This is a genomic window from Burkholderia glumae LMG 2196 = ATCC 33617 (assembly GCF_000960995.1).
In the GTDB taxonomy this organism is placed as follows: Bacteria; Pseudomonadota; Gammaproteobacteria; order Burkholderiales; family Burkholderiaceae; genus Burkholderia; species Burkholderia glumae.
The window spans coordinates 2717349-2743999 of record NZ_CP009434.1 but is presented as its reverse complement, the minus strand read 5'-3'; the positions used below and the strand labels follow the sequence as shown (position 1 = coordinate 2743999).

Annotated in this window: 21 protein-coding genes, 2 tRNA genes and 3 rRNA genes; 22 read left to right on the top strand and 4 right to left on the bottom strand. The window is 67.1% G+C overall.

All coding sequences use genetic code 11. The features are described 5' to 3' along the window. Window positions 1–163: 163 nt before the first annotated feature. The 5 genes from KS03_RS12220 to KS03_RS12200 all read left to right on the top strand — a co-directional run bounded on the left by KS03_RS12220 (window position 164) and on the right by KS03_RS12200 (window position 4691). Complete coding sequence (locus KS03_RS12220; RefSeq protein ID WP_012733233.1) at window positions 164–1129, top strand: 4-hydroxyproline epimerase; 966 nt, start codon at window positions 164–166, stop codon at window positions 1127–1129. Then, the gene (locus KS03_RS12215; RefSeq protein ID WP_012733234.1) at window positions 1129–2256 is read left to right on the top strand and encodes an NAD(P)/FAD-dependent oxidoreductase; all 1128 of its coding nucleotides are present in this window, start codon (window positions 1129–1131) and stop codon (window positions 2254–2256) included. The genes KS03_RS12220 and KS03_RS12215 overlap by 1 nt, the downstream gene beginning before the upstream one ends. Then, the gene (locus KS03_RS12210; protein ID WP_012733235.1) at window positions 2249–2539 is read left to right on the top strand and encodes a 2Fe-2S iron-sulfur cluster-binding protein; all 291 of its coding nucleotides are present in this window, start codon (window positions 2249–2251) and stop codon (window positions 2537–2539) included. Before KS03_RS12215 ends, KS03_RS12210 begins: the two co-directional genes overlap by 8 nt. Next, window positions 2536–3813 carry an FAD-dependent oxidoreductase gene (locus KS03_RS12205; RefSeq protein WP_012733236.1) on the top strand — a complete coding sequence of 426 codons (1278 nt, stop codon included), beginning with the start codon at window positions 2536–2538 and terminating at the stop codon, window positions 3811–3813. The genes KS03_RS12210 and KS03_RS12205 overlap by 4 nt, the downstream gene beginning before the upstream one ends. 104 nt (window positions 3814–3917) lie before the next feature. Next, a complete protein-coding gene (locus KS03_RS12200) occupies window positions 3918–4691 on the top strand; it encodes an AraC family transcriptional regulator (protein ID WP_012733237.1) in 774 nt (257 codons plus the stop codon). Between the two features lie 262 nt (window positions 4692–4953). On the opposite strand, the gene KS03_RS12195 is transcribed toward KS03_RS12200, so the two are convergent. After that, window positions 4954–5214, bottom strand: coding sequence for a hypothetical protein (locus tag KS03_RS12195; RefSeq protein ID WP_012733238.1), 261 nt, complete (start codon window positions 5212–5214; stop codon window positions 4954–4956). Between the two features lie 196 nt (window positions 5215–5410). After that, window positions 5411–7303: a bifunctional sugar phosphate isomerase/epimerase/4-hydroxyphenylpyruvate dioxygenase family protein gene (locus tag KS03_RS12190; protein WP_012733239.1), complete on the bottom strand. Its 1893-nt coding sequence runs from the start codon at window positions 7301–7303 to the stop codon at window positions 5411–5413. Between KS03_RS12190 and KS03_RS33070 the strand changes: the two genes are divergently transcribed. The 4 genes from KS03_RS33070 (at window position 7302) to KS03_RS12175 (ending at window position 10326) form a co-directional block, all read left to right on the top strand. After that, the gene (locus KS03_RS33070) at window positions 7302–7424 is read left to right on the top strand and encodes a hypothetical protein (protein ID WP_254985467.1); all 123 of its coding nucleotides are present in this window, start codon (window positions 7302–7304) and stop codon (window positions 7422–7424) included. The genes KS03_RS12190 and KS03_RS33070 overlap by 2 nt on opposite strands. Window positions 7425–7576: 152 nt before the next feature. Further along, a complete protein-coding gene (aroQ, locus tag KS03_RS12185; protein WP_012733240.1) occupies window positions 7577–8029 on the top strand; it encodes a type II 3-dehydroquinate dehydratase in 453 nt (150 codons plus the stop codon). Continuing rightward, window positions 8026–8880 carry a shikimate dehydrogenase gene (locus KS03_RS12180; protein ID WP_012733241.1) on the top strand — a complete coding sequence of 285 codons (855 nt, stop codon included), beginning with the start codon at window positions 8026–8028 and terminating at the stop codon, window positions 8878–8880. The genes aroQ and KS03_RS12180 overlap by 4 nt, the downstream gene beginning before the upstream one ends. A 78-nt stretch (window positions 8881–8958) precedes the next feature. Continuing rightward, complete coding sequence (locus tag KS03_RS12175; RefSeq protein ID WP_012733242.1) at window positions 8959–10326, top strand: MFS transporter; 1368 nt, start codon at window positions 8959–8961, stop codon at window positions 10324–10326. 96 nt (window positions 10327–10422) lie between these two features. On the opposite strand, the gene KS03_RS12170 is transcribed toward KS03_RS12175, so the two are convergent. Beyond that, window positions 10423–11535 carry a 2-aminoethylphosphonate--pyruvate transaminase gene (locus KS03_RS12170; protein ID WP_012733243.1) on the bottom strand — a complete coding sequence of 371 codons (1113 nt, stop codon included), beginning with the start codon at window positions 11533–11535 and terminating at the stop codon, window positions 10423–10425. 257 nt (window positions 11536–11792) lie between these two features. Between KS03_RS12170 and phnS the strand changes: the two genes are divergently transcribed. The 13 genes from phnS (at window position 11793) to KS03_RS12105 (ending at window position 25777) form a co-directional block, all read left to right on the top strand. Beyond that, window positions 11793–12875, top strand: coding sequence for a 2-aminoethylphosphonate ABC transporter substrate-binding protein (gene phnS, locus KS03_RS12165; protein WP_012733244.1), 1083 nt, complete (start codon window positions 11793–11795; stop codon window positions 12873–12875). Between the two features lie 19 nt (window positions 12876–12894). Beyond that, window positions 12895–13992, top strand: a complete 1098-nt coding sequence (gene phnT / locus KS03_RS12160; RefSeq protein WP_012733245.1) for a 2-aminoethylphosphonate ABC transport system ATP-binding subunit PhnT — start codon at window positions 12895–12897, stop codon at window positions 13990–13992. Then, complete coding sequence (gene phnU, locus KS03_RS12155; RefSeq protein ID WP_012733246.1) at window positions 13970–14899, top strand: 2-aminoethylphosphonate ABC transporter permease subunit; 930 nt, start codon at window positions 13970–13972, stop codon at window positions 14897–14899. Before phnT ends, phnU begins: the two co-directional genes overlap by 23 nt. Next, window positions 14889–15767, top strand: coding sequence for a 2-aminoethylphosphonate ABC transport system, membrane component PhnV (gene phnV, locus KS03_RS12150; RefSeq protein WP_012733247.1), 879 nt, complete (start codon window positions 14889–14891; stop codon window positions 15765–15767). Before phnU ends, phnV begins: the two co-directional genes overlap by 11 nt. A 146-nt stretch (window positions 15768–15913) precedes the next feature. Next, complete coding sequence (phnA, locus tag KS03_RS12145) at window positions 15914–17218, top strand: phosphonoacetate hydrolase (RefSeq protein ID WP_012733248.1); 1305 nt, start codon at window positions 15914–15916, stop codon at window positions 17216–17218. A gap of 78 nt (window positions 17219–17296) precedes the next feature. Further along, the gene (locus KS03_RS12140) at window positions 17297–17845 is read left to right on the top strand and encodes a phosphonate degradation HD-domain oxygenase (RefSeq protein WP_012733249.1); all 549 of its coding nucleotides are present in this window, start codon (window positions 17297–17299) and stop codon (window positions 17843–17845) included. 572 nt (window positions 17846–18417) lie between these two features. Beyond that, window positions 18418–19950, top strand: a 16S ribosomal RNA gene (locus tag KS03_RS12135). Between the two features lie 64 nt (window positions 19951–20014). Next, window positions 20015–20091 (top strand) — tRNA-Ile (locus tag KS03_RS12130). Between the two features lie 40 nt (window positions 20092–20131). Next, window positions 20132–20207, top strand: a tRNA-Ala gene (locus KS03_RS12125). A gap of 304 nt (window positions 20208–20511) precedes the next feature. Continuing rightward, a 23S ribosomal RNA gene (locus tag KS03_RS12120) occupies window positions 20512–23392 on the top strand. 139 nt (window positions 23393–23531) lie between these two features. Then, window positions 23532–23645 (top strand): 5S ribosomal RNA (gene rrf, locus KS03_RS12115). The 16S, 23S and 5S rRNA genes sit together here with 2 tRNA genes alongside, the layout of an rRNA operon. Before the next feature lie 269 nt (window positions 23646–23914). After that, window positions 23915–24157, top strand: a complete 243-nt coding sequence (locus tag KS03_RS12110; RefSeq protein WP_012733250.1) for a DUF3717 domain-containing protein — start codon at window positions 23915–23917, stop codon at window positions 24155–24157. Window positions 24158–24352: 195 nt separating this feature from the next. Beyond that, window positions 24353–25777 carry a DHA2 family efflux MFS transporter permease subunit gene (locus KS03_RS12105; protein ID WP_012733251.1) on the top strand — a complete coding sequence of 475 codons (1425 nt, stop codon included), beginning with the start codon at window positions 24353–24355 and terminating at the stop codon, window positions 25775–25777. A gap of 82 nt (window positions 25778–25859) precedes the next feature. Here KS03_RS12105 and KS03_RS12100 read toward each other — a convergent pair whose 3' ends face one another. Further along, window positions 25860–26645, bottom strand: a complete 786-nt coding sequence (locus tag KS03_RS12100; RefSeq protein ID WP_371821532.1) for a 2OG-Fe(II) oxygenase — start codon at window positions 26643–26645, stop codon at window positions 25860–25862. Between the last annotated feature and the right edge of the window lie 6 nt (window positions 26646–26651).

The following is a 26651-nucleotide window of genomic DNA, read 5'->3' as shown; positions in this document are numbered from 1 at the left end:
CCTGCGCAGTCTAGGTAGCGAAAAAGGCGGAGTCTTGCGTGCAACGTGCGCGCGAAATGACGAAATCAGCATATGCGCGGTTTCCCTGACTGTGCTGATTTCGTCATGGCGTGCGCGTAATGGCGCCAAGACGCCGGGCGCCGCGCGTTCCTACGATAGCGGCATGAAAACACTCGAATTCATCGATTCGCACACGGGCGGTGAACCTACCCGCCTCGTCGTGTCCGGGGGGCCGGATCTCGGCCGCGGGCCGCTCGCCGAACGGCTCGAACGCCTGCGCCGCGATCACGACGACTGGCGCGCGGCGGTGGTCACCGAGCCGCGCGGCTCCGACGTGATGGTCGGCGCGCTGCTCTGCGAGAGCGACGATCCGAGCTGCGCGGCCGGCGTGATCTTCTTCAACAACGTCGGCTATCTCGGCATGTGCGGCCACGGCACCATCGGCCTGGTGGTCTCGCTCGCGCACCTGGGCCGGATCGGGCCGGGCGTGCACCGGATCGAGACGCCGGTGGGCATCGTCGAGGCCACGCTGAACCCGGACGGCTCGGTGTCGGTGCGCAACGTGCCGGCCTATCGCTACCGCCGCGACGTGACCGTGGAGGTGCCGGGCCACGGCCCGCTCACGGGCGACATCGCCTGGGGCGGCAACTGGTTCTTCCTGGTGTCGGACCGCGAGCACCGGCAGCGCGTCGAGCCCGCGCAGCTGAAGGCGCTGACGGCGTTCTCGGGCGCGACGCGCGACGCGCTGATCGCGGCCGGCATTACCGGCGCGCACGGCGCGCTGATCGACCATATCGAGCTGTTCGGGCCGCCGTCGCAGCCGCACCTGGACAGCCGCAGCTTCGTGCTGTGCCCCGGCGACGCCTACGACCGCTCGCCGTGCGGCACCGGCACGAGCGCCAAGGCGGCCTGCCTCGCGGCCGACGGCAAGCTCGCCGCAGGCGCGCCGTGGCGGCAGGAGAGCGTGATCGGCAGCGTGTTCGAGCTGCGCTACGCGCACCATGCCGAGCCGGTGGAAGGGGAGCCCGCGATCATGCCCACCCTGACCGGGCAGGCCTACGTGATGGCCGAGGGGCGGCTCTGCTTCGACGCGCGCGATCCGTTCGCGAACGGGATCCGGCTCGGCTGATGGCACGCGCGGACGTGATCGTGATCGGCGCCGGCATCGTCGGCGCGGCCTGCGCGGCCGAGCTGGCCGCGCGCGGCCTCGACGTGGAGGTGCTCGACGCGGGCGGCATCGGCGGCGGCGCGACCGCGGCGGGCATGGGCCATCTGGTCGTGATGAACGACACGCCGGCCGAACTCGCGCTGTCGCGCCGCTCGCTCGCACGGTGGCGCGCGCTCGCGCCGCAGTTGCGCCAGTGCGATGCCTATCTGCGCTGCGGCACGCTCTGGGTGGCCGCCGACGACGAGGAACTGGAGGCCGCGCGCGCGATGCGCGACGGCTACGCCGCGGCCGGCGTCTCGGCCGAGGTGCTCGATGCGGCCGCGCTGGGCGCGCGCGAGCCGATGCTCGCGGCGGGGCTCGCGGGCGGGCTGCTGGTGGACGGCGACGGAATCGTCTACGCGCCGTCGGCGGCCGAATGGCTGCTCAGGCACTCGCCCGGCGCCGCGCGCATCCGGCTGCGCCTGCGCTGCGCCGCCGTCGCGCTCGACGGCACGACGGTGCGGCTGGCCGGCGGCGAGACGCTGGACGCGGCGCAGGTGGTCGTCGCCAACGGGCTCGCCGCGGCCCGGCTCGTCGACGGCGTCGCGCTGCAGCCGAAGAAGGGCCACCTGCTGATCACCGACCGCTATCCGGGCGCGATCACGCACCAGCTGCTCGAACTCGGCTATATCAAGAGCGCGCATCATGCCCAGGGCACCTCGGTGGCGTTCAACGCGCAGCCGCGCCCCACCGGGCAGATCCTGATCGGCTCGTCGCGCCAGTTCGGCACCACCGATCCGGCCGTCGAGATGCCGGTGCTGGCGCGCATGCTGGCGCGCGCGCAGCAGTACCTGCCGGGGCTCGCGGACCTGAGCGCGCTGCGTGCCTGGACCGGCTTTCGCGCCGCGACGCCGGACGGGCTGCCGCTGATCGGCCCGGTGGCGGAGCGGCCCGGCGTATGGCTCGCCACCGGCCACGAAGGGCTCGGCGTGACGACCTCGCTGGCCACGGCGGAGCTGATCGCCGCCCAGCTGGCGGGCGGCGAGCCGCCGATTCCTCCCGAACCCTACAGCCCGTCCCGGCCGCTTGCCGGAGCCGCCCATGCCTGATCGCAAGCCCATCCGGACCGCTGCCGCCGCGCTCGGCGTGACCATCGACGGGCGCGCCTGCCGCGTGCCCGAGGGCGCCACCGTCGCGGCCGCGCTCGCGCTCGTGCAGGGCGTGCGCGGCACGCGCACCTCGGTCGGCGGCGCGCCGCGCACCATGCTCTGCGGCATGGGCATCTGCCACGAATGCCGCGTGTCGGTGGACGGCCGCGCCCACGTGCTGGCCTGCCAGACGCCGTGCCGCGAGGGCATGACGATCGACACGACCTGGAACTCCCCATCATGAAGCCGCATTACGACGTGGTGATCGTCGGCGCCGGGCCGGCAGGGCTCGCCGCCGCGCGGGCCGCCGCCGGCGAGGGCGCCAGCGTCGCGCTGCTCGACGACAATCCGCATCCCGGCGGCCAGGTCTGGCGCCAGGGGCCGGTGTTTCCGGCCGCCGCGCCGCTCGTGGAGGCGCTCGGCGCGCTGCGCGCGAGCGGCGTCGAGCCGGTCTCGGGCGCCCGCGTGGTGGCCGCGCTGCCGGAGCGCGGCCTGCTCGTCGAGACCGCCGCGGGCGGCGCGACGCTGCGCTACGGGCGCCTGGTGGTGGCCACCGGCGCGCGCGAGCTGCTGCTGCCGTTTCCCGGCTGGACGCTGCCCGGCGTGACGGGCGCGGGCGGCCTGCAGGCGCTGATCAAGAGCGGCGTGCCGGTGCGCGGCGAGCGGATCGTGATCGCCGGCAGCGGCCCGCTGCTGGTCGCCGCCTACGCGACGGCGCGCGCGGCCGGCGCGCGCGTGGCCGCGGTGCTCGAACAGGCGCCGGCGCGCGCCGTGCGCCGCTTCGGGCTGTCGCTGCTGGCCACGCCGTCCAAGCTCTGGCAGGCCGCGAGGCTCACGCGCGGTTTCGCCGGCAGCGCATACCTGACCGGCAGCGTGGTGCGCGCCGCGCACGGCGAGGCGCGCGTGGAAGCCGTGCGGATCGAGACGGACGGCGGCGGCTCGCGCGTGATCGAATGCGACCGGCTCGCCTGCGGCTACGGGCTGTTGCCGAACCTGACGCTGGCGCGCGCGCTCGGCTGCGAGGTGCGCGGCGGCGCGGTGCTGGTCGATGCGCGGCAGCGCACCTCGCTCGACGCGGTGTACGCGGCCGGCGAGAGCACCGGCATCGGCGGGATGGAGCTGGCACGCGTCGAGGGCACCATCGCCGGGCTCGCGGCGGCCGACGGCGCCGCAGATGCCGCGCGCTTCGCAGCGCTCGTGCGCGAGCGCGAGGTCTGGCGCGGGTTCGCGGCGCGCGTCGCGGCGGCGTTCGCGCTCGGCGACGCGGCGCGCGCGCTGCCGCCCGACGACACGCTGCTGTGCCGCTGCGAGGACGTGACGATCGGCGCCGCGCGCGCCCATGCCGACGCGCGCGACGCCAAGCTGCTGACGCGCTGCGGGATGGGCGCTTGCCAGGGCCGCGTCTGCGGCGCGGCGGCCGGCGTGCTGCTCGATTGGCAGGAAGCCGTGCCGCGGCCGCCGTTCGCGCCGGTGCGGGTCGCCACGCTGGCCGCGCTCGCCGGCGAGGCGGTCCGGTAGCGCGGGCCCGGCGCAGCGTCGAGCGCACGCTCCGATAGAATCGACGCACCCGCCGCCCGCACTCCGCCACCGCGATGACGCCTCCTGCCGCTCCCTCCGCCGCCATGCCGCTCGCCGACGCGCTGCGCCCGCCGCCCGGCGCGGCGCCGGGGCTCGACGCGATGCTCGCGCATTTCTCGCTGCTCGCGCCGGTGCTCGACGCGCTGCCCGACGTCGCCTTCTTCGTGAAGGACGTCCAGGGCCGCTACGTGCTGGCCAATCGCACGCTCGCGCAGCGCTGCGGCTTCAAGGAGACGAGCGGGCTGTACGGCAAGACCACCGAGCAGGTGTTCCCGCGCCGCTTCGGGCGCAGCTACCTCGAACAGGACATGGCCGCGATCCACGCCGGCCAGCCGCTGGCCGACCAGCTCGAGCTGCATCTGTATCCGGGCCGGCAGCCCGGCTGGTGCCTGACCACCAAGCAGCCGCTGCGCGATGCGCACGGCCGGGTGGTGGGGCTGGCCGGCATCTCGCGCGACCTGAAGGCCGACGAGGGCTCGCATCCGGCCTACGGCCGGCTCGCCGACGTCGTGCGGTACATCCAGTCGCATTACGTGCAGCCGCTGAACCTGAAGCAGCTCGCGGCGATGGCCGGGATGTCGGTCGCGCAGCTCGAACGCTATTTCCACAAGGTGTTCCACCTGACGCCGCGCCAGGTGCTGCTGAAGACGCGGCTCGACGCGGCCACCGCCCTGCTCGTCACGCACGAGAAGGTCACGGACGTGGCCGCGCGATGCGGCTACACCGATCACAGCGCGTTCTCGCGCCAGTTCAAGGCGACCGTCGGCGTCACGCCGACCGAGTACCGGATGATGTTGCAGGCGGAACGCGACGCCTGAAGCCTCGGGCGGCGAGGTATCGATCCGGTCCGGAACGGGCGACGGTGGGCGTGGAGCGGGAGAGTGCGAGTCGCGCGCCCGGCTGCGGGCCTGATGTGGGCAGGATGCCGCCGTCCGCCGCCAGCGAGAGCACCGTCGAGAGCACCATCGAGAGCAACTAACGGTCAAGTCGGCCGGCGCCGGCCGAAGACGCGCCCGGGGCCCGGCGAGAGAGCGAACCGCAAGCAAGCGGCAAGCGGGCAGGCCGCGCGCCGTGGGCGCATCAGCGCAGGCCGAGCCCCTTCAGGACGGCCGTGCCGTCGGCCGTGAGCCGGAAGGTGGGGGCGTCGGCATCGTTGCCGACCATTTCGACGAGGCCGGCTTCCTGCAAGGCCGGCAGTTCGGGTTTGGCGTTGGCGGAGATCGGCGCGTGCAGCAGCACGAGCAGTGTCGCGATCTCGTGATGGCTGAGCAGGCGCCGCAGCATCGTCTTCGGACGCGAAAGGGGGCTGGCCGGGCGGCCGGGTGCTTCGTTGGCGCTCATTGCAAACCTCCTGTTTGATCTTGATAACGATTGGAGGCGAAGTGTGACGATCGAGGCTTAAGCGATTCTTAAAATTCGACCGGGCCGGGCGCGGCCGGCGAGCCGCGAAGTTACGGCTTGTAACGGCGGGGCGGACGCCGGCCGCACGGCCGGCATTGCCGTGCTTCGCCGCTCGGCGGCCCCGGTGCCGTGAGCCTCACTTCCTGCGCTGCGCCTGCGCGGCCAGCCGCACCGCGGTGTTGGCGGCGCCGTAGCCGTCGTAGCCGCCGCGGCGCTCGACGATCTCGAACGAGAAGCGCTCGTCCACCAGCTCCGTGTAGGCATGCAGGAATTCGCCACCGTGTTCGTCGCGGTCGTACAGCAGGTGATGGCGGCGCAGCAGCTCGACGAAGGCGTCCGAGAGCGCGTAGCGCGCGGCCAGGTCGTCGTAGTAGTTGCCCGGAATCGCCAGGAACGTCACGCCGTCGGCGCTCGCCTCGGCCACTGCCTTGACGATGTCGTCGGTGCGGAACGCGACGTGGTTGAGCCCCGAGCCGTGATAGCGGGCCAGCGATTCGAACACCGCCGTGTGGCGGTCCACCGAGGCGTTCAGCGCGATCCGCACGCTGCCGTCCGGGCTGCGCACGGCGCGGCTGCGCATCAGCCCATACGGGTCCGGTACCAGCCAGCTCTTTTCCGCCTCGAAGCCGAACGCGGTGCGCAGGTACAGCACCCAGGTGTCGAGCGCGTCGGCCGGCAGCGCAAGGCAGACATGGTCGATGCCGGTCAGCGGCCCCGGTTCGCTCGGCCCGTCCATCTCGGTCAGCACGAAATCCGATTCGTAGAGCGTCGGCGCGTCGGGCCGCTCGTCGACGAGGTAATGCAGGCTGCCGTCCGGCGCCTGCACGCCCGGCACCACGCGCTCGTTGGGCCCGACGCGTCCCGAGAACGGCGCGAAGCCGAAGCTCGCCGCGCGCTCGAAGGCGCGCTTCGCGTCGTCCACCTGGAACGCCGAGGCGCACAGCGACAGCCCGTGCCGCTGGAAGAACGCGTCCGCGAACGAATCGGGCTCGGCGTTCAGCACGATCGAGGCGGCGCCGTGCTGATAGAGCGTGACGTGCTTGGAGCGGTGCCGGCCCGCCAGCCGGAAGCGCAGCCGGCCGAGCCAGCCTGCCACGTTCTCCGCCGCCGCCGCGTCCACCGCGAACTCGATGAACTTGAAGCCGACGTGCGCGGGCGCGGCGGGCGGCGCGAACAGCGGCTGGCCGGCCGCCGGCGCGCGGCCCTCGGCGGCCAGCCGCGTGCGCGTGACGTCCTCCAGGTGCCGCAGCGAGCGCAGGCCGTCGGCCGCCGTGATCGCGGTCGGCGCGGCGCGGAAGCCGTCGTTGAAGATCTCCAGCGACAGCGGCCCCGTGAAGCCCGACTCGATCACGCGCGCCGTGAAGCGCGCGAGGTCGAAGTCGCCCTGGCCCGGGAACGAGCGGTAGTGGCGGCTCCATTCGAGCACGTCCATCGCGAGCTTCGGCGCGTCGGCGATCTGCACGAACGCGATCCGCTCGCCGGGGATCGCGGCGATGCCGTCGGGATCGTCGTCGAGCGACAGCGTGTGGAAGCTGTCGAGCGCGAGGCCCAGGTGCGGGCTGTTCACGGCGTCCACCAGCCGCCACGCGTGGCCGTAGGTCTTCACCACGCGGCCCCAGGCCAGTGCCTCGTAGGCGGCGATCACGCCCGCGCCGCGCGCGGCCTCGGCCAGCGCGCCGAGCTGCTCGGTCAGCAGCGCGTCGTCGGCGATGGTCTGCGGCGAGACGCTGCTGCACACCAGGATCCGGTCGGTGCCGAGCGCGTGCATCAGGTCGAACTTGCGCCGCGCGCGCTCGAGATTGCGCGCGAGCTGGGCGGCATCGACGCCCTCGAAATCGCGGAACGGCTGGAACAGCACGATCTCGAGGCCGAGATCGGCCGCGATCCGGCGCACGTCGGCGGGCGAGCCGTCGAAATAGAGCAGGTCGTTTTCGAAGATCTCCACGCCGTCGAAGCCGGCCGCGGCGATCGCGTTGAGTTTTTCGACGAGCGTGCCGGACAGCGACACCGTGGCGATCGAACGCTTCATGGATGAATTCCTGCGAGGAATCGAGGCGGCGGCGAGCCCGCCGGCGAGCCGGCCGCGAACCAGCGGGTTAATCCGGCCGCGTTCGCTGATCGCGCAACATCCCGATTTTATTGAGACATGAAGCGGATTATACAAACTAACTAGATGGTACAAATAAGCATAAACCCCGAAAGACAAGTGTCGCGCCGAGCGTGCAAACTTGCTCCACATCAAAAAGTGTTGCGCGATGCTGCGTCATCGTCGGTCGTTCCCTGTTTCCGGAGTCAGTGCGTCATGTCGAAATCGAAGGTCCTGGTGCTCAACGGACCGAACCTCAACCTGCTGGGCACGCGCCAGCCCCATATCTACGGCGCCGAGACGCTGGCCGACGTCGAGCGCCGCTGCGCTGCCGCCGCCGCCGCGCTCGGCCTCGAGATCGAATGCCGGCAGTCGAACGCCGAGCACCAGCTGATCGACTGGCTGCACGAGGCGCGCACGCGCATCGACGGCGTGGTGATCAATCCGGCCGCCTACACGCATACCTCGGTCGCGCTGGCCGACGCGCTGGCCGCGATCGACAAGCCGGTGATCGAGGTTCACATCTCGAACGTCTACCACCGCGAGGCGTTCCGCCATCACTCGTATGTGTCGGCGGTGGCGCGCGGCGTGATCTGCGGCTGCGGCACGCAAGGCTACGAGTTCGCGCTGCAGCGGCTCGCGGCGCTGCTCGAGGAGACGGTGCGATGAGCGGCACGTCGTTTCTGATCGGCCTGATCGGGCAGGGCATCGGCGGCTCGCTGTCGCCGGCGATGCACGAGCGGGAAGGCGGCCTGCAGGGCTTCAACTATGTCTACCGGCGTCTCGACCTCGACGCGCTCGGCCTCACCGTGGACGCGCTGCCCGAGCTGCTCGACGCCGCCGAGCGGATGGGCTACGACGGCCTGAACATCACGCATCCGTGCAAGCAGCGCGTGATCGCGCATCTCGACACGCTGTCGGACGACGCGCGCGCGCTCGGTGCCGTCAATACCGTGCGTTTCGCGGGCGGCAAGCGCAGCGGCCACAACACCGACTGGTCCGGCTTCGCGAAGTCGTTCCGGCGCGGTCTGGCCGGCGCGCCGATGGAGCGCGTCGTGCAGCTCGGCGCGGGCGGCGCGGGCGCGGCGGTGGCGCATGCGGTGCTGATGCTCGGCGCGCAGGCGCTGACGTTGTTCGACGTCGAGCCCGCGCGGGCGGACTCGCTGGCGGCCGAGCTGCAGGCGCGCTTCCCGGCGGCGAGCGTGACGGCAGGCGGCGCGCTCGACGCGGCGATGGCGTCGGCCACGGGCCTGATCCACGCGACGCCGACCGGCATGCTCAAGCATCCCGGGCTGCCGCTGCCGGCCCATCTGCTCGCGACGCGGCCGTGGGTGGCCGACATCGTCTACTTTCCGCTGGAGACCGAGCTGGTGCGCGTGGCGCGCGCGGCGGGCTGCCGGACGCTGCCGGGCGGCGGAATGGCCGTGTTCCAGGCCGTCGATGCGTTCGAGATCTTCACCGGCCGCGAGCCCGACGCCGAGCGCATGCTCGCGCATTTCGAGACCCTCGTCGCGCAGTAGGGCGAGCCGGCCGGGCTCGCCGTCGCCACCGTCGTTACCACTGCCGTCACCACAATAATCAGGAATCAGGAGACTACGATGCAGCACTCGCCCCAACCGTCCGCGGCCGCGGCCGCCTCCGCGCCGGCGGCCGGTACCGCGCGCCGCACCTCGGCGCGCTACCGGATCCTCGCGCTGCTCGCGTTCGGCACGATGATCAACTACCTCGACCGCACCGTGCTCGGCGTGGCCGCGCCCGCGCTCACCAAGGAGCTCGGGATCGGCGCCGCGGTGATGGGCATCATGTTCTCCTCGTTCTCGTGGACCTACGTGATCGCGCAGGTCCCCGGCGGTCTGTTCCTCGACCGCTTCGGCAGCAAGCTCACCTACTACCTGTCGATGACGCTCTGGTCGCTCTGCACGCTGCTGCAGGGCTTCGTGCATGGCGTCGGCACGCTGCTGGCCTGCCGGCTGGGCCTGGGCCTCAGCGAGGCGCCGTGCTTCCCGACCAACAGCCGCGTGGTGGCCACCTGGTTTCCGCAGAAGGAGCGCGCGATGGCCACCGGCACCTATACCGTCGGCGAATACGTCGGCCTGGCGTTCCTGAGCCCGGTGCTGTTCGCGCTGATGGGGGCGTTCGGCTGGCGCTCGCTGTTCTGGGTGGTGGGCGGCGTGGGCATCCTGTTCGGGCTCGTCTGGCTGAGGTTCTACCGCGAGCCGCGCGAGCATCCGGGCGCGAACGCGGCCGAACTCGCCTACATCGCCGAAGGCGGCGGCCTGATCGACGGCGAGGCGGGCGCGCCAAAAGCCGCGAACGGGGCGGGCGCCGCGACGGCCGCACCGTCGCGCTTCAGCTGGGCCATGGCCGGCCGGCTGGTGAAGAAGCGCCAGCTCGCCGGCATCTGTCTCGGCCAGTTCGCCGGCAACTCGACGCTGGTGTTCTTCCTGACGTGGTTTCCGACCTATCTCGCCACGGAGCGCCACATGGCGTGGCTGAAGATCGGCTTTTTCGCGGTGTTGCCGTTCATCGCGGCCTCGATCGGCGTGATGTTCGGTGGCTTCTTCTCCGACTATCTGCTGCGACGCGGCAAGTCGGCCAATGTCGCGCGCAAGCTGCCGATCATCGCCGGCCTGCTGCTCACCTCGACCATCGTGCTGGCCAACTACGTGCAGAGCAACGAGGCGGTGATCGCCATCATGTCGGTGGCGTTCTTCGCGCAGGGCATGGCCGCGCTCGGCTGGACGCTGGTTTCCGACATCGCGCCGGAAGGGCTGCTCGGCGTGACGGGCGGGATCTTCAACCTGGCCGCCAACCTGGCCGGCATCATCACGCCGCTGGTGATCGGCCTGATCGTCGCGGCGACCGGTTCGTTCGTGGGCGCGCTGGCCTTCATCGGCGTGATCGCGCTGATCGGCGCGCTGTCCTACATCTTCGTGGTCGGCGACATCAAGCGCATCGTGCTGTAGCAGATTCTCCACCCGCCCGGCTGGCCCGGCTCCGCTTCGGCGGCGCCGGGCTTTTTTCGTGAGCAGGGGCCGGCGCGACGCGCGGTTGCGGCGGCCTCAGCGTATCGCGATTCCGAGCCCGCGCAGCGCGCCGTCGATCGCCGCGACGGCGCGGCGGATCTGCGGCGCGTCGATCGCGCCGATGCAGCCCACGCGAAACGTCTCCACCTGCGTGAGCTTGCCCGGATACAGGACGAAGCCGGCCTCGCGCACGGCCGCGTAGAACGGCGCGAACGCGTAAGCGGGGTCGCGCGGCGCATGGAACGTGACGATCACGGGGGCCTGCACCTCGGCGGCCAGGAACGGTTCGAAGCCGAGCGCGCGCATGGCGTCGAGCAGCGCGGTGCAGTTCGCCGCGTAGCGCGCGCCGCGCGCCGGCTGGCCGCCTTGCGCGTGGAACTGCGCGAGCGCCTCGTGCAGCGCGGCCACCACGTGCGTCGGCGGCGTGAAGCGCCATTGCCCGGTGCGCTGCAGGTAGGCCTGCTGGTCGTGCAAGTCGAGCGCGAGCGACGGCGAGCGGCCCGCGCACTGCGCCAGCAAGGCGCGCCGCACGATCACGAAACCCATCCCCGGTACGCCTTCCAGGCATTTGCCGCTCGCCGAGACGAGCGCGTCGATGCCGTGGGCGGCCACCTCCACCGGCAGCGCGCCGAACGAACTCATCGCATCGACGATCAGCCGCGTGCCGTGCCGCGCGCAGGCCGCGGCGACGTCCGCGAGCGGATTGAGGATGCCGGCGCTGGTTTCCAGGTGCACCAGCGCGAGGTGCGTGATGCGCGGCTCGGCGGCGAGCCGTGCCTCGATCTGCGCGGCGTTCACGGCTTGGTGTTCGGCGAACGGCAGCTCGACGGTCTCGATGCCGAGCCGGTCGAGAATCCTGACGATGCGTGCGCAGTAGGCGCCGTGATTCGGCACCAGCACCACGCCGTCGCGCGGCACCAGCGTACCGAGCGCGGCCTCGACGGCGAACGTGCCGCTGCCCTGCAGCGGCACGCAGCAATAGGTGTGGTCGCCACCGGCGATGCGCAGCAGGTCGGCGCAGACCTGCTGCGTCAGACGATTGAAGGCGGCGTCCCACGAGCCCCAGTCGCGTTGCATGGCGCGGCGCGTGGCCGGCGAGGTCGTCAGCGGGCCGGGCGTCAGGAGAATCGGGTCGTGGTCGGAACGCATGCTGCCTCCGGGGCGGTGCAAGGGCGATGCGCGGCGGTCGGCGCACCGGATGCGCGCATCGTAGTGGCAAAATATGTCATTTTGTGGAGTCAAGTGGTGTCGTCATGGAGTTGTCATCGAACGCTGTGATGCTTCGCTTGCCGCCGGCGCGATGGATGCGACCGGCGGCGTGCAGCCGGGCCCCAGGCCGGCCCTCGAAGACGGCAGATGCCGGCAGGCGCCCGGCCCGACATGTTTCCGCCCCACGGAGAAGCGAGATGACATTCCAGAATTCGTTCGGCACGACGATGCGCAAGCTGGCGTTCGCGGCGTGCGCCGCCGGGCTGCTGCAGGCCTTCGCGATGCCGGCGCAGGCGGCCGGCGCGGTCGTGCTGTACACGGCAGACGGCCTCGAGAACCTCTACCGCGACGTGCTGCCCGCGTTCGAGAAGAAGGAAGGCGTGAAGGTGAACATCGTCACGGCCGGCAGCGGCGAGGTGGTGAACCGCGCGAACGTCGAGAAGGGTTCGCCGAAGGCCGACGTGATCGTCACGCTGCCGCCCTTCATTCAGCAGGCGGGCCAGTTCGGCCTGCTGCAGCCTTACCAGAGCGCCAACTACAAGAACGTGCCGGCGATCGCGAAGGCGGCCGACGGCTCGTGGGCGACCTTCGTCAACAACTACTTCTCGTTCGCGCTGAACCCGGAGGTGGTGAAGAACCCGCCGAAGACGTTCGCGGACCTGCTCTCGCCCGACTACGCCGGCAAGATCGCCTACTCGAACCCGGCCACGGCCGGCGACGGGATGGCCGTGATCATCCTGACCTCGACGCTGATGGGCGAGGACGCCGCGTTCGACTACCTGGCCAGGCTGGAGCGCAGCGTGAAGTTCCACACCAAGGGCACCGGCTACCTGAACGTGCTGCTCTCGCGCAACGAGATCAGCGTGGCCAACGGCGACCTGCAGATGGACCTCGACGACGCCGAGCACGGCGGCCTGTCGGTCAAGCCGGTGTTCCTCTCGGCCAAGGCGGGCGAGGCGCCCACCACGTTCCAGCTGCCGTATGCGATCGGCCTGATCAAGGGCGGCCCGAACCCCGACGAAGGCAAGAAGCTGATCGACTACCTGATGTCGGCCGACGTGCAGGCGAAGGTGCCCGACATGTTCGGCATCCCGGGCCGCAGCGACGTGCCGCTGGCGGGCAAGAACGGCGAGGCCGTCAAGCGCGCGATCGCGGGCGTGAAGCTGATTGCGGTGGACTGGAACGCCGTGATGGCGAAGAAGGCCGGCTGGACCGAGCGCTGGAAGAAGGACGTGATCGGCGGCTCCGGCAAGCAGACCGAAGTCGTCAAGCCGAAGTGATCGGCCACGAGGGAGGCCCGTGAATATCGCCAGCCTGATCCATCCCGGCGCCCTCGGCCCGGCACGCTCGCACGCGAACCAGCGTGCGGCCGCGCCGGATGGCGTGCAGATCGAGCACCTGAGCGTGCGCTACGGCGCGCGCACCGTGCTCGACGACCTGTCGCTCGCGATCGGCGCCGGCGAACTGCTGACCGTGCTCGGCCGCAGCGGCTGCGGCAAGACCACCTTGCTGCGCTTCATCGCCGGTTTCGTGAAGGCCGACGGCCTGAGCGGCACGCTCGTGGTGGCCGGCCGCGACCTCACGCATGCGCCGCCGCACAAGCGCAACCTCGGCCTGCTGTTCCAGAACTACGCGCTGTTCCCACACCTGTCGGTGTTCGAGAACGTCGCGTTCGGGCTGCGCGCGCGCCGCCTGGGCTCGGGCGAGATCGCGCGGCGCGTGGCCGATGCGCTCAAGCTGGTGCAGCTCGGCGACGCCGGCCACGTGATGCCGGCCCAGCTTTCCGGCGGCATGCAGCAGCGCGTGGCGCTGGCGCGCGCGCTCGTGATCGAGCCGGACGTGCTGCTGCTCGACGAGCCGCTCTCGGCGCTCGACGCCAACCTGCGCGCCTCGGTGCGCAGCGAATTGAAGGCGCTGCACGAGCGGCTGCCGAACCTGACGATCGTCTGCGTCACGCACGACCGCGACGACGCGCTGGTGCTGTCCGATCGCGCGTTGTTGATGCGCGACGGCCGCATCGCGCAGATCGGCACGCCGCAGCAGCTCTACGACACGCCGCGCGACGGCTTCGTGGCCCGCTATCTGGGCGCCGCGAACCTGCTCCCGCCGCACGTCGTCTATCCGATCGGCGACCCGCTGCACGACGTGCGCGATCGCGTCGCCTGCGTGCGGCCCGAACGCTTCACGCTGAAGGCGCCCGGCAGCGGCGGCCTGAACGGCACGATCGCATCGGTCGAATGGCACGGCTCCGAGCTGTCCGTCTCGGTGATGCTCGACGCGGCCGCCGACGAGCCCGTGCGCGTCACCATGCAGCGCGGCCGCGGTCCGACCCCGGAGCGCGGCACGCGCGTTTCCCTGCATTGCGAGGCCGATGATGTCGTCCTTATCGAGCCCTGATCTGGACGGCGCGGGCGCCGCCGCGCGCCGCGAGGCGGCGGTGTCCAGTCACGCGCGCGCGGCGCGCCGGGCCACGCACCGCGCGCGGCTGCATCTGCTGGTGCTGGTGCTGGTGGTGCTCGGGCCGCTCGTGCTCTATCCGCTCGCGCGCTTGCTGCTGCTCAGCATGACAGGCGATCATGGCTTGACGCTTGCCGCCTATCGCACGTTCTTCGGCAATCCCGACACGCGCGGCGTGCTCGGCACCACGCTATCGGTGCTGTGCGTGAGCGCCGGCAGCGCGTCGGTGCTCGGCGTGCTGCTCGCGGCACTGCTGTTCTTCCGGCCGTTTCCGGGCGCCTCGCTCGTCACGCGCTTCCTCGAGCTCTACGTGGCCTTCCCCTCGTTCCTGGTCGCCTTCACGCTGATCTTCCTGTACGGCTCGCAGGGCTCGATCAGCATCGCGCTGCAGCGGCTGTTCCACCTCGATGCGCCGCCGCTCGACTTCCTGTTCGGCATCGGCGGCGTGATCCTGGCGCAGACGGTGTTCTACACGCCGTTCGTGGTGCGGCCCACGCTCGCCGCGTTCGCCACGCTCGACCTGCGGCTGGTCGAGGCGGCGCGCAGCCTCGGCGCGAACGGCTGGATGCTGGCAAGCCGCGTGATTCTGCCGATCGCGTGGCCCGGCATCGCGGCCGGCACGATCCTCTGCTTCCTGCTCACGCTCAACGAGTTCGGGATCCTGCTCGTGCTCGGCAGCGCGCGGCTGGTCACGCTGCCGGTCGCGATCTACACCAGTGCGTCGGTCGATCTCGACCTGCCGGCCGCGGCGGCCGGCGCCGTCGTGATGCTCGCCATGTCGCTGTCGCTGTATGTGCTTTACCGCTGGATCAATCGCCGGGCGATGGGAGGGCGGGATGGCCGCTGACCTGCGCCGGAATGGCGATGCCGCCGGCGGTCCGGCCGGCGTGCCGGCGCCGCGACACGCCGCCGGCTGGACCGACCCCGTGCTGAAGCATGCCGCGCGCATCGCGCTGGCCTTGGCCGCGTTCGCCTGCCTCTGGCTGTTCGTGCTGCCGGTGGTGGTGGTCGCGCTGTCGAGCGTGGCCACGCAATGGTCCGGCACGATCCTGCCGACCGGCTACAGCTTGCGCTGGTTCTCGCGGCTCGGCGAGCCCGAGTTCGATGCGCTCGCCGCCAGCCTCGAGATCGGCTTCGGCGTAGCGGTGATCGGCACCGCGCTCGGGCTCTGGCTCGCGCTTGCGCTGGAAGGGCGCGTGCAGGGGCGGGCGGGCGCGCTCGTCGATGCGCTGGTGATGCTGCCCAACGGCGTGCCGAGCGTGGTGCTGGGACTTGCGGTGCTGATCGCCTATCATCAAAGACCGGTCGATCTTTCGAGCTCGGCCGCGATCGTCATGCTCGTGCAACTCGCGCTGGTTCTGCCATTTTGTTACCGATGCGCGGCCGCCGCGCTGCGGCCCGAATTGACGGTGCTGCGGGAAGCCGCCGCGAGCCTTGGTGCGCCGCCGTCGATGGTGCTGCGCCGCGTGCTGCTGCCGCAACTCGTGCCGGCGCTGCGCGCGAGCCTGGCGCTCGGCTTCGCGCTGTCGCTCGGCGAGCTGGGCGCGACGATGACGGTCTATCCGCCCGGCTTCGCCACCGTACCGATCGTCGTGATCGGCGAGGTCGAGCGCGGCTATTACTTGCCGGCTTCGGCGCTCTCGCTGCTGATGCTGGCGGCTTCGCTCGCGGCGCTGATGCTGATCGCCGCGCGAGTGCCGCGGCTGCGGCGCTGATGGATTGGTTGATCGATGGACTGAATGGCTGAATCGGCCCCGTGGATGCCGCGCGCGGCGCGGGCCGCCGGCGCAGATCGCACGGCGGTGCCGGCGGCCGTGAGCGCCGCATCGCAGCGATAACAGGAGGAGTCATGCTGAACCCGATGAACCAGACGATCGAGGTCAATGGTCGCCACTATCGCCTGCCTTCGGCACGCACCGCCATCGTCTGCCTCAGCGGCGGCTCGCCCGATTATCTCGAGGCGGCCGTCGCCGACGGTGCCGCGCCGTTCATGGCGCGAATGATGCGTGACGGCGCGGCGCTCGGCGCGGACGGCGTGATCCCGTCGCTGACCCACGCCAACCAGCTGTCGATCGCCTGCGGCGCACCGCCCGCGCTGCACGGCATCTGCGGCAACACGATTCACGATGCCGGCGCGCAACAGGGCCACGGCGCCGATATCGCGCTGAACCAGGCCGCCGACCTGCGCGCCGACACCGTGCTCGCCGCGGCGGCGCGCGCCGGGGCGCGGGTGGCGGTCGTCACGGCCCGCGAGAAACTGCGCCGGCTGCTCGGCACCGGCCTGCGCGGCATCTGCTTCTCGGCCGAGAAGGCCGGACAGACCTCGCTGGCCGAGAACGGCATCGCCGATGCGCTCGATTTCGTCGGCCTGCCGTCGCCCGACGTCTATGGCGCTGCGCTGTCCGAGTTCGTGCTGGCGGCGGGCGTGCGGCTCGCGAAGACGCGCCGCGTCGAGCTGATGTATCTGGCCACGCATGATTACGTGCAACGCAAGTGGGCGCCCGGCAGCGCGCAGGCGAACACCTTCTACGCGGCGATCGATCGGCATCTGGCGCAGCTCGACGCGCTCGAGTGGGTGGTGGCCGTGACGGCCGACCACGGCACCGGCGCGAAGCATGATCCGCGCACCGGCGCGCCCAAGGTGGTCTATCTGCAGGACGCGCTCGACGCCTGGCTCGATTTTCCGCGCACGCGCGTGGTGCTGCCGATCGCGGACCCGCACGTCGCGCACCATGGCGCACTCGGATCGTTCGCGACGATCCATCTGCCGGACGGGCTCGATGCCAGCGAGGTGGTGATGCTGCTGCGCCGCCTCGACGGCATCGCGCTCGCGCTGGCCCGGGACGAGGCCGCCGCCTGCTTCGAGCTGCCGGTGGATCGGATCGGCGACGTCGTGGTGGTCGCGCGGGACGACACCGTGCTCGGCCGGCGCGAACGCGAGCACGACCTGTCGGCGTTGACGGCGCCGTTGCGCTCGCATGGCGGGTTCGGCGAGCAGGCGGTGCCGCTGCTGTTCAACCGGCGCGTCCTGGTGACGGCCGATGCGGGCCGGCGCTGGCGCAATTTCGACGTATTCGATCTCGCGCTGAACCATCTGGCGCGCGGCGACGATTTCGCGTTCGAGCCCACGCGGCGCATGCCGGGGCCGGTGATACATGCGCAGTGACGGGCGTCGGCGCGGCATCGTCGGCGGGTTTTCGATTGGGCGTGCGCGCGGCGCACGCCCGGTGCGGGGAGTGGCGACGTGGCATTGACGCTGGCAGACATCCGCGCGCTGTTCGAGCAGCGCGGCGCCACCGCCTATAGCGGCGAGCCCGTGACGCAACTCGAGCACGCGTTGCAGAGCGCCCAGCTGGCCGAAGAGGACGAAGCCGGCGACGCGCTGGTCACGGCGGCGCTGCTACACGACCTCGGACATTTGCTGAACGAGCAGGGCGAGACGCCGAGCGCGCGCGGGATCGACGATCTTCACCAGTATTACGCGCTGCCGTTTCTGCGCGGCTTGTTTCCCGACGCGGTGCTCGAACCGATCCGGCTGCACGTGGATGCGAAGCGCTGCCTGTGCGCGATCGAGCCCGGCTATGCCCGGATGCTGTCCGAGGATTCGGTGCGCAGCCTGACGCTGCAGGGCGGCGCCTATCACGAGGACGAGGCGCGCGCATTCCTGCTGCGCCCTTACGCGGCCGATGCGGTGCGCCTGCGCCGCTGGGACGACGGCGCGAAGCTGGCTGGAGGTGTCACGCAATCACTCGATCACTTCCTGCGGATCGCCTCTTGCGTGGTGCGCGCGTGACGCGAGCGGCCGCGCTCAGGAGCCTTCCCCGTTTCCGATCAAGGGCTTACGACCAAGGGCGCCGCGCGAGCGGCGCCCTTGGTGCCGTTCTTTTGGATTTTCTTCACGAAAGCGCTTGCAGGAAGCGTGGGGCGTGCTTAGAATCACGCCTCTTTCGCGCTGCCGGAAACGCGGTGCGGAAAGGGAAGCAAGGTGGGAGAAGCGGGGCGCCGAGGTTGGGCAGCCAGTGGAACCGGCCGAAGGGAAGTGATCGACGAAGAAGTGGATCGCGGCGAGCAAAAAAGTAGTTGACGCGCTGCGAAACGTTGATCATAATCTCGCTTCTCTGCTGCTGACAACGCAGCGCTGCCGGGAAGGCCGAACAGTTCGGTCGGATCGGTGGAAATGCTCTTTAAAAATTAACAGCCGATAAGTGTGGGCGCTTGATCGACGCGGACCTGATCTTCGGATCGGGAAGCAAAAGTATCAAGAGTCTCACACAAAAGTAAGTCAGGTTGATGAAGCAATTCATAACCTGTCAGCTTTGAGTGAGCGACCGGTTCTTAACGGAACCGAAAACAGTAACAGGTATTGAACTGAAGAGTTTGATCCTGGCTCAGATTGAACGCTGGCGGCATGCCTTACACATGCAAGTCGAACGGCAGCACGGGTGCTTGCACCTGGTGGCGAGTGGCGAACGGGTGAGTAATACATCGGAACATGTCCTGTAGTGGGGGATAGCCCGGCGAAAGCCGGATTAATACCGCATACGATCTACGGAAGAAAGCGGGGGACCTTCGGGCCTCGCGCTATAGGGTTGGCCGATGGCTGATTAGCTAGTTGGTGGGGTAAAGGCCTACCAAGGCGACGATCAGTAGCTGGTCTGAGAGGACGACCAGCCACACTGGGACTGAGACACGGCCCAGACTCCTACGGGAGGCAGCAGTGGGGAATTTTGGACAATGGGCGAAAGCCTGATCCAGCAATGCCGCGTGTGTGAAGAAGGCCTTCGGGTTGTAAAGCACTTTTGTCCGGAAAGAAATCCTGAGGGCTAATATCCTTCGGGGATGACGGTACCGGAAGAATAAGCACCGGCTAACTACGTGCCAGCAGCCGCGGTAATACGTAGGGTGCGAGCGTTAATCGGAATTACTGGGCGTAAAGCGTGCGCAGGCGGTTTGCTAAGACCGATGTGAAATCCCCGGGCTCAACCTGGGAACTGCATTGGTGACTGGCAGGCTAGAGTATGGCAGAGGGGGGTAGAATTCCACGTGTAGCAGTGAAATGCGTAGAGATGTGGAGGAATACCGATGGCGAAGGCAGCCCCCTGGGCCAATACTGACGCTCATGCACGAAAGCGTGGGGAGCAAACAGGATTAGATACCCTGGTAGTCCACGCCCTAAACGATGTCAACTAGTTGTTGGGGATTCATTTCCTTAGTAACGTAGCTAACGCGTGAAGTTGACCGCCTGGGGAGTACGGTCGCAAGATTAAAACTCAAAGGAATTGACGGGGACCCGCACAAGCGGTGGATGATGTGGATTAATTCGATGCAACGCGAAAAACCTTACCTACCCTTGACATGGTCGGAATCCTGAGGAGACTCGGGAGTGCTCGAAAGAGAACCGATACACAGGTGCTGCATGGCTGTCGTCAGCTCGTGTCGTGAGATGTTGGGTTAAGTCCCGCAACGAGCGCAACCCTTGTCCTTAGTTGCTACGCAAGAGCACTCTAAGGAGACTGCCGGTGACAAACCGGAGGAAGGTGGGGATGACGTCAAGTCCTCATGGCCCTTATGGGTAGGGCTTCACACGTCATACAATGGTCGGAACAGAGGGTTGCCAACCCGCGAGGGGGAGCTAATCCCAGAAAACCGATCGTAGTCCGGATTGCACTCTGCAACTCGAGTGCATGAAGCTGGAATCGCTAGTAATCGCGGATCAGCATGCCGCGGTGAATACGTTCCCGGGTCTTGTACACACCGCCCGTCACACCATGGGAGTGGGTTTTACCAGAAGTGGCTAGTCTAACCGCAAGGAGGACGGTCACCACGGTAGGATTCATGACTGGGGTGAAGTCGTAACAAGGTAGCCGTATCGGAAGGTGCGGCTGGATCACCTCCTTTCTCGAGCTTATTCCGCATACATTGAGCGTTCACGCTTATCGGCTGTTGATCAAGACAGACTCAGGGGTCTGTAGCTCAGTCGGTTAGAGCACCGTCTTGATAAGGCGGGGGTCGTTGGTTCGAATCCAACCAGACCCACCAATTGTCTGACACGGAACACCTGGGTAGTCTCTGTAGGGAAGGGGGCATAGCTCAGCTGGGAGAGCACCTGCTTTGCAAGCAGGGGGTCGTCGGTTCGATCCCGTCTGCCTCCACCAATCTTCAATGACAAACGTTCAGGGATGCTGAGCAGTTGTCATTGGCGATTGAGCCAGTCAGAGGATGAGCGAGAAGTAGCGCTTATCGGCTGTCGTTCTTTAACAATCTGGAAGAAGTAGTAAAGTGGATAGCGGAAGCGCTTATTTGAGATGGGCGTGGAAGTTATCCGGGTTGTGATTGTATCGATGTATCTCAAGATGATTCGAACGCAAGTTCGGCTCAATTGGAATACGGCACAAATGCGAGAACTCAACCTGTAGCGGCTGTCATCTCCTTCGGGAGAGCGAGACAGACTCGTTATAGGGTCAAGCGAACAAGTGCATGTGGTGGATGCCTTGGCGATCACAGGCGATGAAGGACGCGGTAGCCTGCGAAAAGCTACGGGGAGCTGGCAAACGAGCTTTGATCCGTAGATGTCCGAATGGGGAAACCCACTCCTTTTGGAGTATCCATGACTGAATACATAGGTCATGTGAAGCGAACGCGGTGAACTGAAACATCTAAGTAACCGCAGGAAAAGAAATCAACCGAGATTCCCAAAGTAGTGGCGAGCGAAATGGGAAGAGCCTGTACTCTTTATTTGTATTGTTAGCCGAACGCTCTGGAAAGTGCGGCCATAGCAGGTGATAGCCCTGTAGGCGAAAACAGTATGAAAGAACTAGGTGTACGACAAGTAGGGCGGGACACGTGAAATCCTGTCTGAAGATGGGGGGACCATCCTCCAAGGCTAAATACTCGTGATCGACCGATAGTGAACCAGTACCGTGAGGGAAAGGTGAAAAGAACCCCGGGAGGGGAGTGAAATAGATCCTGAAACCGCATGCATACAAACAGTCGGAGCCTCGTAAGGGGTGACGGCGTACCTTTTGTATAATGGGTCAGCGACTTACGTTCAGTAGCAAGCTTAACCGAATAGGGCAGGCGTAGCGAAAGCGAGTCCGAATAGGGCGTTCAGTTGCTGGGCGTAGACCCGAAACCAAGTGATCTATCCATGGCCAGGATGAAGGTGCGGTAACACGTACTGGAGGTCCGAACCCACTAACGTTGAAAAGTTAGGGGATGAGCTGTGGATAGGGGTGAAAGGCTAAACAAACTTGGAAATAGCTGGTTCTCTCCGAAAACTATTTAGGTAGTGCCTCGTGTCTCACCTTCGGGGGTAGAGCACTGTCATGGTTGGGGGGTCTATTGCAGATTACCCCGCCATAGCAAACTCCGAATACCGAAGAGTGCAATCACGGGAGACAGACATCGGGTGCTAACGTCCGGTGTCAAGAGGGAAACAACCCAGACCGCCAGCTAAGGTCCCCAAATATGGCTAAGTGGGAAACGAAGTGGGAAGGCTAAAACAGTCAGGAGGTTGGCTTAGAAGCAGCCACCCTTTAAAGAAAGCGTAATAGCTCACTGATCGAGTCGTCCTGCGCGGAAGATGTAACGGGGCTAAGCCATATACCGAAGCTGCGGATGCGAGCTAGTCTCGCATGGTAGGAGAGCGTTCCGTAAGCCTGCGAAGGTGCATTGTAAAGTGTGCTGGAGGTATCGGAAGTGCGAATGCTGACATGAGTAGCGATAAAGGGGGTGAAAGGCCCCCTCGCCGTAAGCCCAAGGTTTCCTACGCAACGTTCATCGGCGTAGGGTGAGTCGGCCCCTAAGGCGAGGCAGAAATGCGTAGCTGATGGGAAGCAGGTCAATATTCCTGCACCATTGTTAAATGCGATGGGGGGACGGATCGCGGAAGGTTGTCCGGGTGTTGGAAGTCCCGGTCGCTGCATTGGAGAAGGCGCTTAGGCAAATCCGGGCGCGGAATTCAAGGGTGTGGCGCGAGCTTCTTCGGAAGCGAAGCAATCGGAAGTGGTTCCAAGAAAAGCCTCTAAGCTTCAGTTTAACAGTGACCGTACCGCAAACCGACACAGGTGGGCGAGATGAGTATTCTAAGGCGCTTGAGAGAACTCGGGAGAAGGAACTCGGCAAATTGGTACCGTAACTTCGGGATAAGGTACGCCCCTGTAGCTTGACTGGCCTGCGCCAGAAGGGTGAAGGGGTTGCAATAAACTGGTGGCTGCGACTGTTTAATAAAAACACAGCACTCTGCAAACACGAAAGTGGACGTATAGGGTGTGACGCCTGCCCGGTGCCGGAAGATTAAATGATGGGGTGCAAGCTCTTGATTGAAGTCCCGGTAAACGGCGGCCGTAACTATAACGGTCCTAAGGTAGCGAAATTCCTTGTCGGGTAAGTTCCGACCTGCACGAATGGCGTAACGATGGCCACACTGTCTCCTCCCGAGACTCAGCGAAGTTGAAGTGTTTGTGATGATGCAATCTCCCCGCGGCTAGACGGAAAGACCCCATGAACCTTTACTGTAGCTTTGCATTGGACTTTGAACCGATCTGTGTAGGATAGGTGGGAGGCTATGAAACCGGAACGCTAGTTTCGGTGGAGCCGTCCTTGAAATACCACCCTGGTTTGTTTGAGGTTCTAACCTTGGCCCGTGATCCGGGTCGGGGACAGTGCATGGTAGGCAGTTTGACTGGGGCGGTCTCCTCCCAAAGTGTAACGGAGGAGTACGAAGGTACGCTAGGTACGGTCGGAAATCGTGCTGATAGTGCAATGGCATAAGCGTGCTTAACTGCGAGACCGACAAGTCGAGCAGGTGCGAAAGCAGGTCATAGTGATCCGGTGGTTCTGTATGGAAGGGCCATCGCTCAACGGATAAAAGGTACTCTGGGGATAACAGGCTGATACCGCCCAAGAGTTCATATCGACGGCGGTGTTTGGCACCTCGATGTCGGCTCATCTCATCCTGGGGCTGTAGCCGGTCCCAAGGGTATGGCTGTTCGCCATTTAAAGAGGTACGTGAGCTGGGTTTAAAACGTCGTGAGACAGTTTGGTCCCTATCTGCCGTGGGCGTTGGATATTTGAAGGGGGCTGCTCCTAGTACGAGAGGACCGGAGTGGACGAACCTCTGGTGTACCGGTTGTCACGCCAGTGGCATCGCCGGGTAGCTATGTTCGGAAGAGATAACCGCTGAAAGCATCTAAGCGGGAAACTCGCCTTAAGATGAGATATCCCCGGGGACTTGATCCCCTTGAAGGGTCGTTCGAGACCAGGACGTTGATAGGTCAGGTGTGTAAGCGCAGTAATGCGTTCAGCTAACTGATACTAATTGCCCGTAAGGCTTGATCCTATAACCGGTCTGTTTCATGTCGAACCAACAGGTCGACGAACAGCGGTTGAGTGAGCAATGTGCCGGTGTACAAGCACAACCCCTACTACTTCTTCGAGATTGGTCATGGCGCGCTGTCGCGACGTGACAACCCCTTTAGCCTGATGACCATAGCGAGTCGGTCCCACCCCTTCCCATCCCGAACAGGACCGTGAAACGACTCTACGCCGATGATAGTGCGGATTGCCCGTGTGAAAGTAGGTAATCGTCAGGCTTCCTCCTTCGAAACCCCCGCTGCCAGCGCAGTGGGGGTTTTGTCTTTCAAGGCTCGGAAAAGTCATGTGCAATGCAAAGCGCAGACACCGATCATGCCGCGAGCCGCAAGCCCGATTGAATGCGTCACTCGATTCAGCGAGTGGTATGCTACGCGTCCCCGATGCGGAGCGAACCGCATTTGTGCTCCAGTCATTTCATCGACCCGGTGGGTTCGGCATTCGATAGATAATCAACTGCCGCAATCATTCGGGATACCAGCAAGGAACCATGGCCGCAACTTCCAGCGATAAGGCGATCCAGCCGATTTCCATCGTGAGGATCGAATCCGCGATCAATGCATGGCGTGAGGTTCATCTTCACGCGTCGATCGACGACGACTACGCGCTCGACAGCGCGAGCAGTTGTCTCGCTGAAGTGTATGGCTCGATGATTTTCCACGGCGAATCGAGCGTCGAGATCGCGGCGCTGACGCCCGACCAGCGCGATGCCCTGCTCGCCACCGAAATCTGAGCCGGCCGGTTGGCGGCGTCATCTCCTCAAGGGCTTCCGGCGAGCTTCGCACGGCCGTCGAAAACCACGCCGGCGCGGCGGCGGCAGCCGTATCGCAGCGACGATCAATCGGCGTACCATCGACGCCTCGGCCAACCGGCGCCGGTTGGCCTGTTGTCTTGACGTCCCACCGACTCCTTTCGCCCGCCATTGCGTATGACCGACACGCACGTCGATCGTCGTCCGACGACAGATTTTCTCCCCTATCTCGTGGCCGCGACGTTCTTCATGGAATATCTCGACACGACGGTCATCGCGACCGCACTGCCGCAGATGGCGAAATCGTTCGGCGTCGGTCCGAACGCGCTGAGCCTTGGCATGACCGCCTACATGCTCGCGCTCGCGGTGTTCATCCCGATCAGCGGCTGGATCGCCGATCGCTTCGGCTCGCGCACCGTGTTCGCTTCGGCGATCGCGATCTTCACGATCGCCTCCGTGCTGTGCGGGCTGTCGAACGGCACCGAAACGTTTACCGCCGCGCGACTGCTGCAGGGCGTGGGTGGCGCGATGATGGTGCCGGTCGGCCGGATGATCGTGGTGCGCAGCACCGACAAGGCGAAGCTGATGCGCGCCATCGCGACGATCACCTGGCCCGGCATCGTGGCGCCGGTGGTCGGGCCGCCCGTCGGCGGCTTCATCACCACCTACGCGTCGTGGCGCTGGATCTTCCTGCTCAACGTGCCGCTCGGCATTGCCGCGTTTGCCTGCGTGCTGCTGCTGGTGCGCAACGAGCGCGCCGAGCAGGCGCGCCCGCTCGACTGGCTCGGCTTCGTGCTGTCGGGCGCGACGCTGACCTGCATGCTCTGCGGCACCGAGGCGGCAGGGCAGCAGGACGCGCATTTCATGGCCGCGTTCGGCCTGATCGCCGCCGCGATCGGGTTCGGCGCCGCGGCGCTCTGGCATGCACGCCGCACGCCGCATCCGCTGCTCGATTTCACCACGCTGAAGGTGCCGACGTTCTCGGTCACGGTGCTGACCGGCTCGGTCACGCGCGTGGCGATCAATGCAGTACCGTATCTGCAGCCGCTGCTGTTCCAAGTCGGCTTCGGCATGTCGCCGTTCCAGTCCGGGCTGCTGCTGCTCGCGAGCGCGACCGGCAACCTCGGGATGAAGGCGCTGACTTCGTGGATTCTCGATCGCTTCGGATTCCGCCGCGTGGCGCTCGTCGACGTGACAATCGCAGGCGCGGCGACGATCGCGTGCGGCTGGCTCACCGCCTCGACACCGCTCGTCATCACCTTGTTCGTCGTGTTCGTCTACGGGCTGTCGCGCTCGATGCAGTTCTCGACGCTGGCGACGCTCGCGTTCGCCGACATCCCGCCGGCGCAGACCAGTGCCGCCAGCACGCTGTCGAGCGCGGCGCAGCAAATGACGATCGGCATGGGCATCGCGTTCGGCGCGATGTCGCTGCGGCTCGCATCGATGCTGCGCGGCGACGCGGTCGGCACGCACTATGTGCTTGCCGATTTCCGCTGGGCGTTTCTCGCGGCCGGCGTGCTCGCCTTGCTGACGCTGCCCGGTTATGCACGGCTCGCGGCGAATGCCGGTGACCGGCTGCGCACCAGCGTATCGAAGGGTTGAGCGGCCCGGCTCCCTGGCGGTACGCGCATCGAATCGAGGCCGCCGCACCAGGTGCTGCCTGGCATCGAGCGCAGTCGCTCCCTCACTGCGCGTCGTGAAAGATCAGGCCGAGCGTATGCCGATGCCCCGACCGCAGCCGGCTCACGCCGTGCCGCAGGTTGACGCGAACCACTCCGCGCGTCCCCTGCACCGGCCTCGCATGGACGGCGAAGATCGCGGCGTCGCCGCGCTCCAGCGGCACGACTTCCACGCGCGACTGCGCGCGCGGCCGCTGCTCGGTCAGCACGAATTCTCCCCCGGTGAAATCGACGCCGGGCCGTGACAGCAGGACGGCGACCTGCAGCGGAAACACGTGCTCGCCATACAGATCCTGGTGCAGGCAGTTGTAGTCGCCTGCACCGTAACGCAGGATCAGCGGCGTCGGCCGATGTTGTCCGGCGTCATGGCAGCGGCGCACGAACGCGTCGTGACCGGCGGGGTAGCGCGTGTCGATGCCCATCGCGCGGTTCCAGTCGTTCGCGATCGGCGCCAGCGGCGCATACAGCTCGCGCCGCAGCGCGGCGAGGCCGCGCGGCAGCGGATAGGCGTAGTAGCGATATTCGCCGCGGCCGAAGCCATGGCGTGCCATGACGATCCGGCTTCGATAGCGCGCCTGGTCGTCATAGGCGGCGATCAGCGCATCGCAGGCGTCGGGCGCGAGCAGCCGCTCGATGACGGCCACGCCGTCGCGCGTGAGCGCCTCGCGGATGGCGCGCCAGTCCGGCGCGGCCGACGCGAGCGCGCCGACGAACGCAGCGGCGTCGTCCAAGCACGGGGCGGGCGGCGTCGGCGACGGCGCGGTACGGCGGGGTTCGGGGCTGGGGGGCATCGCGGC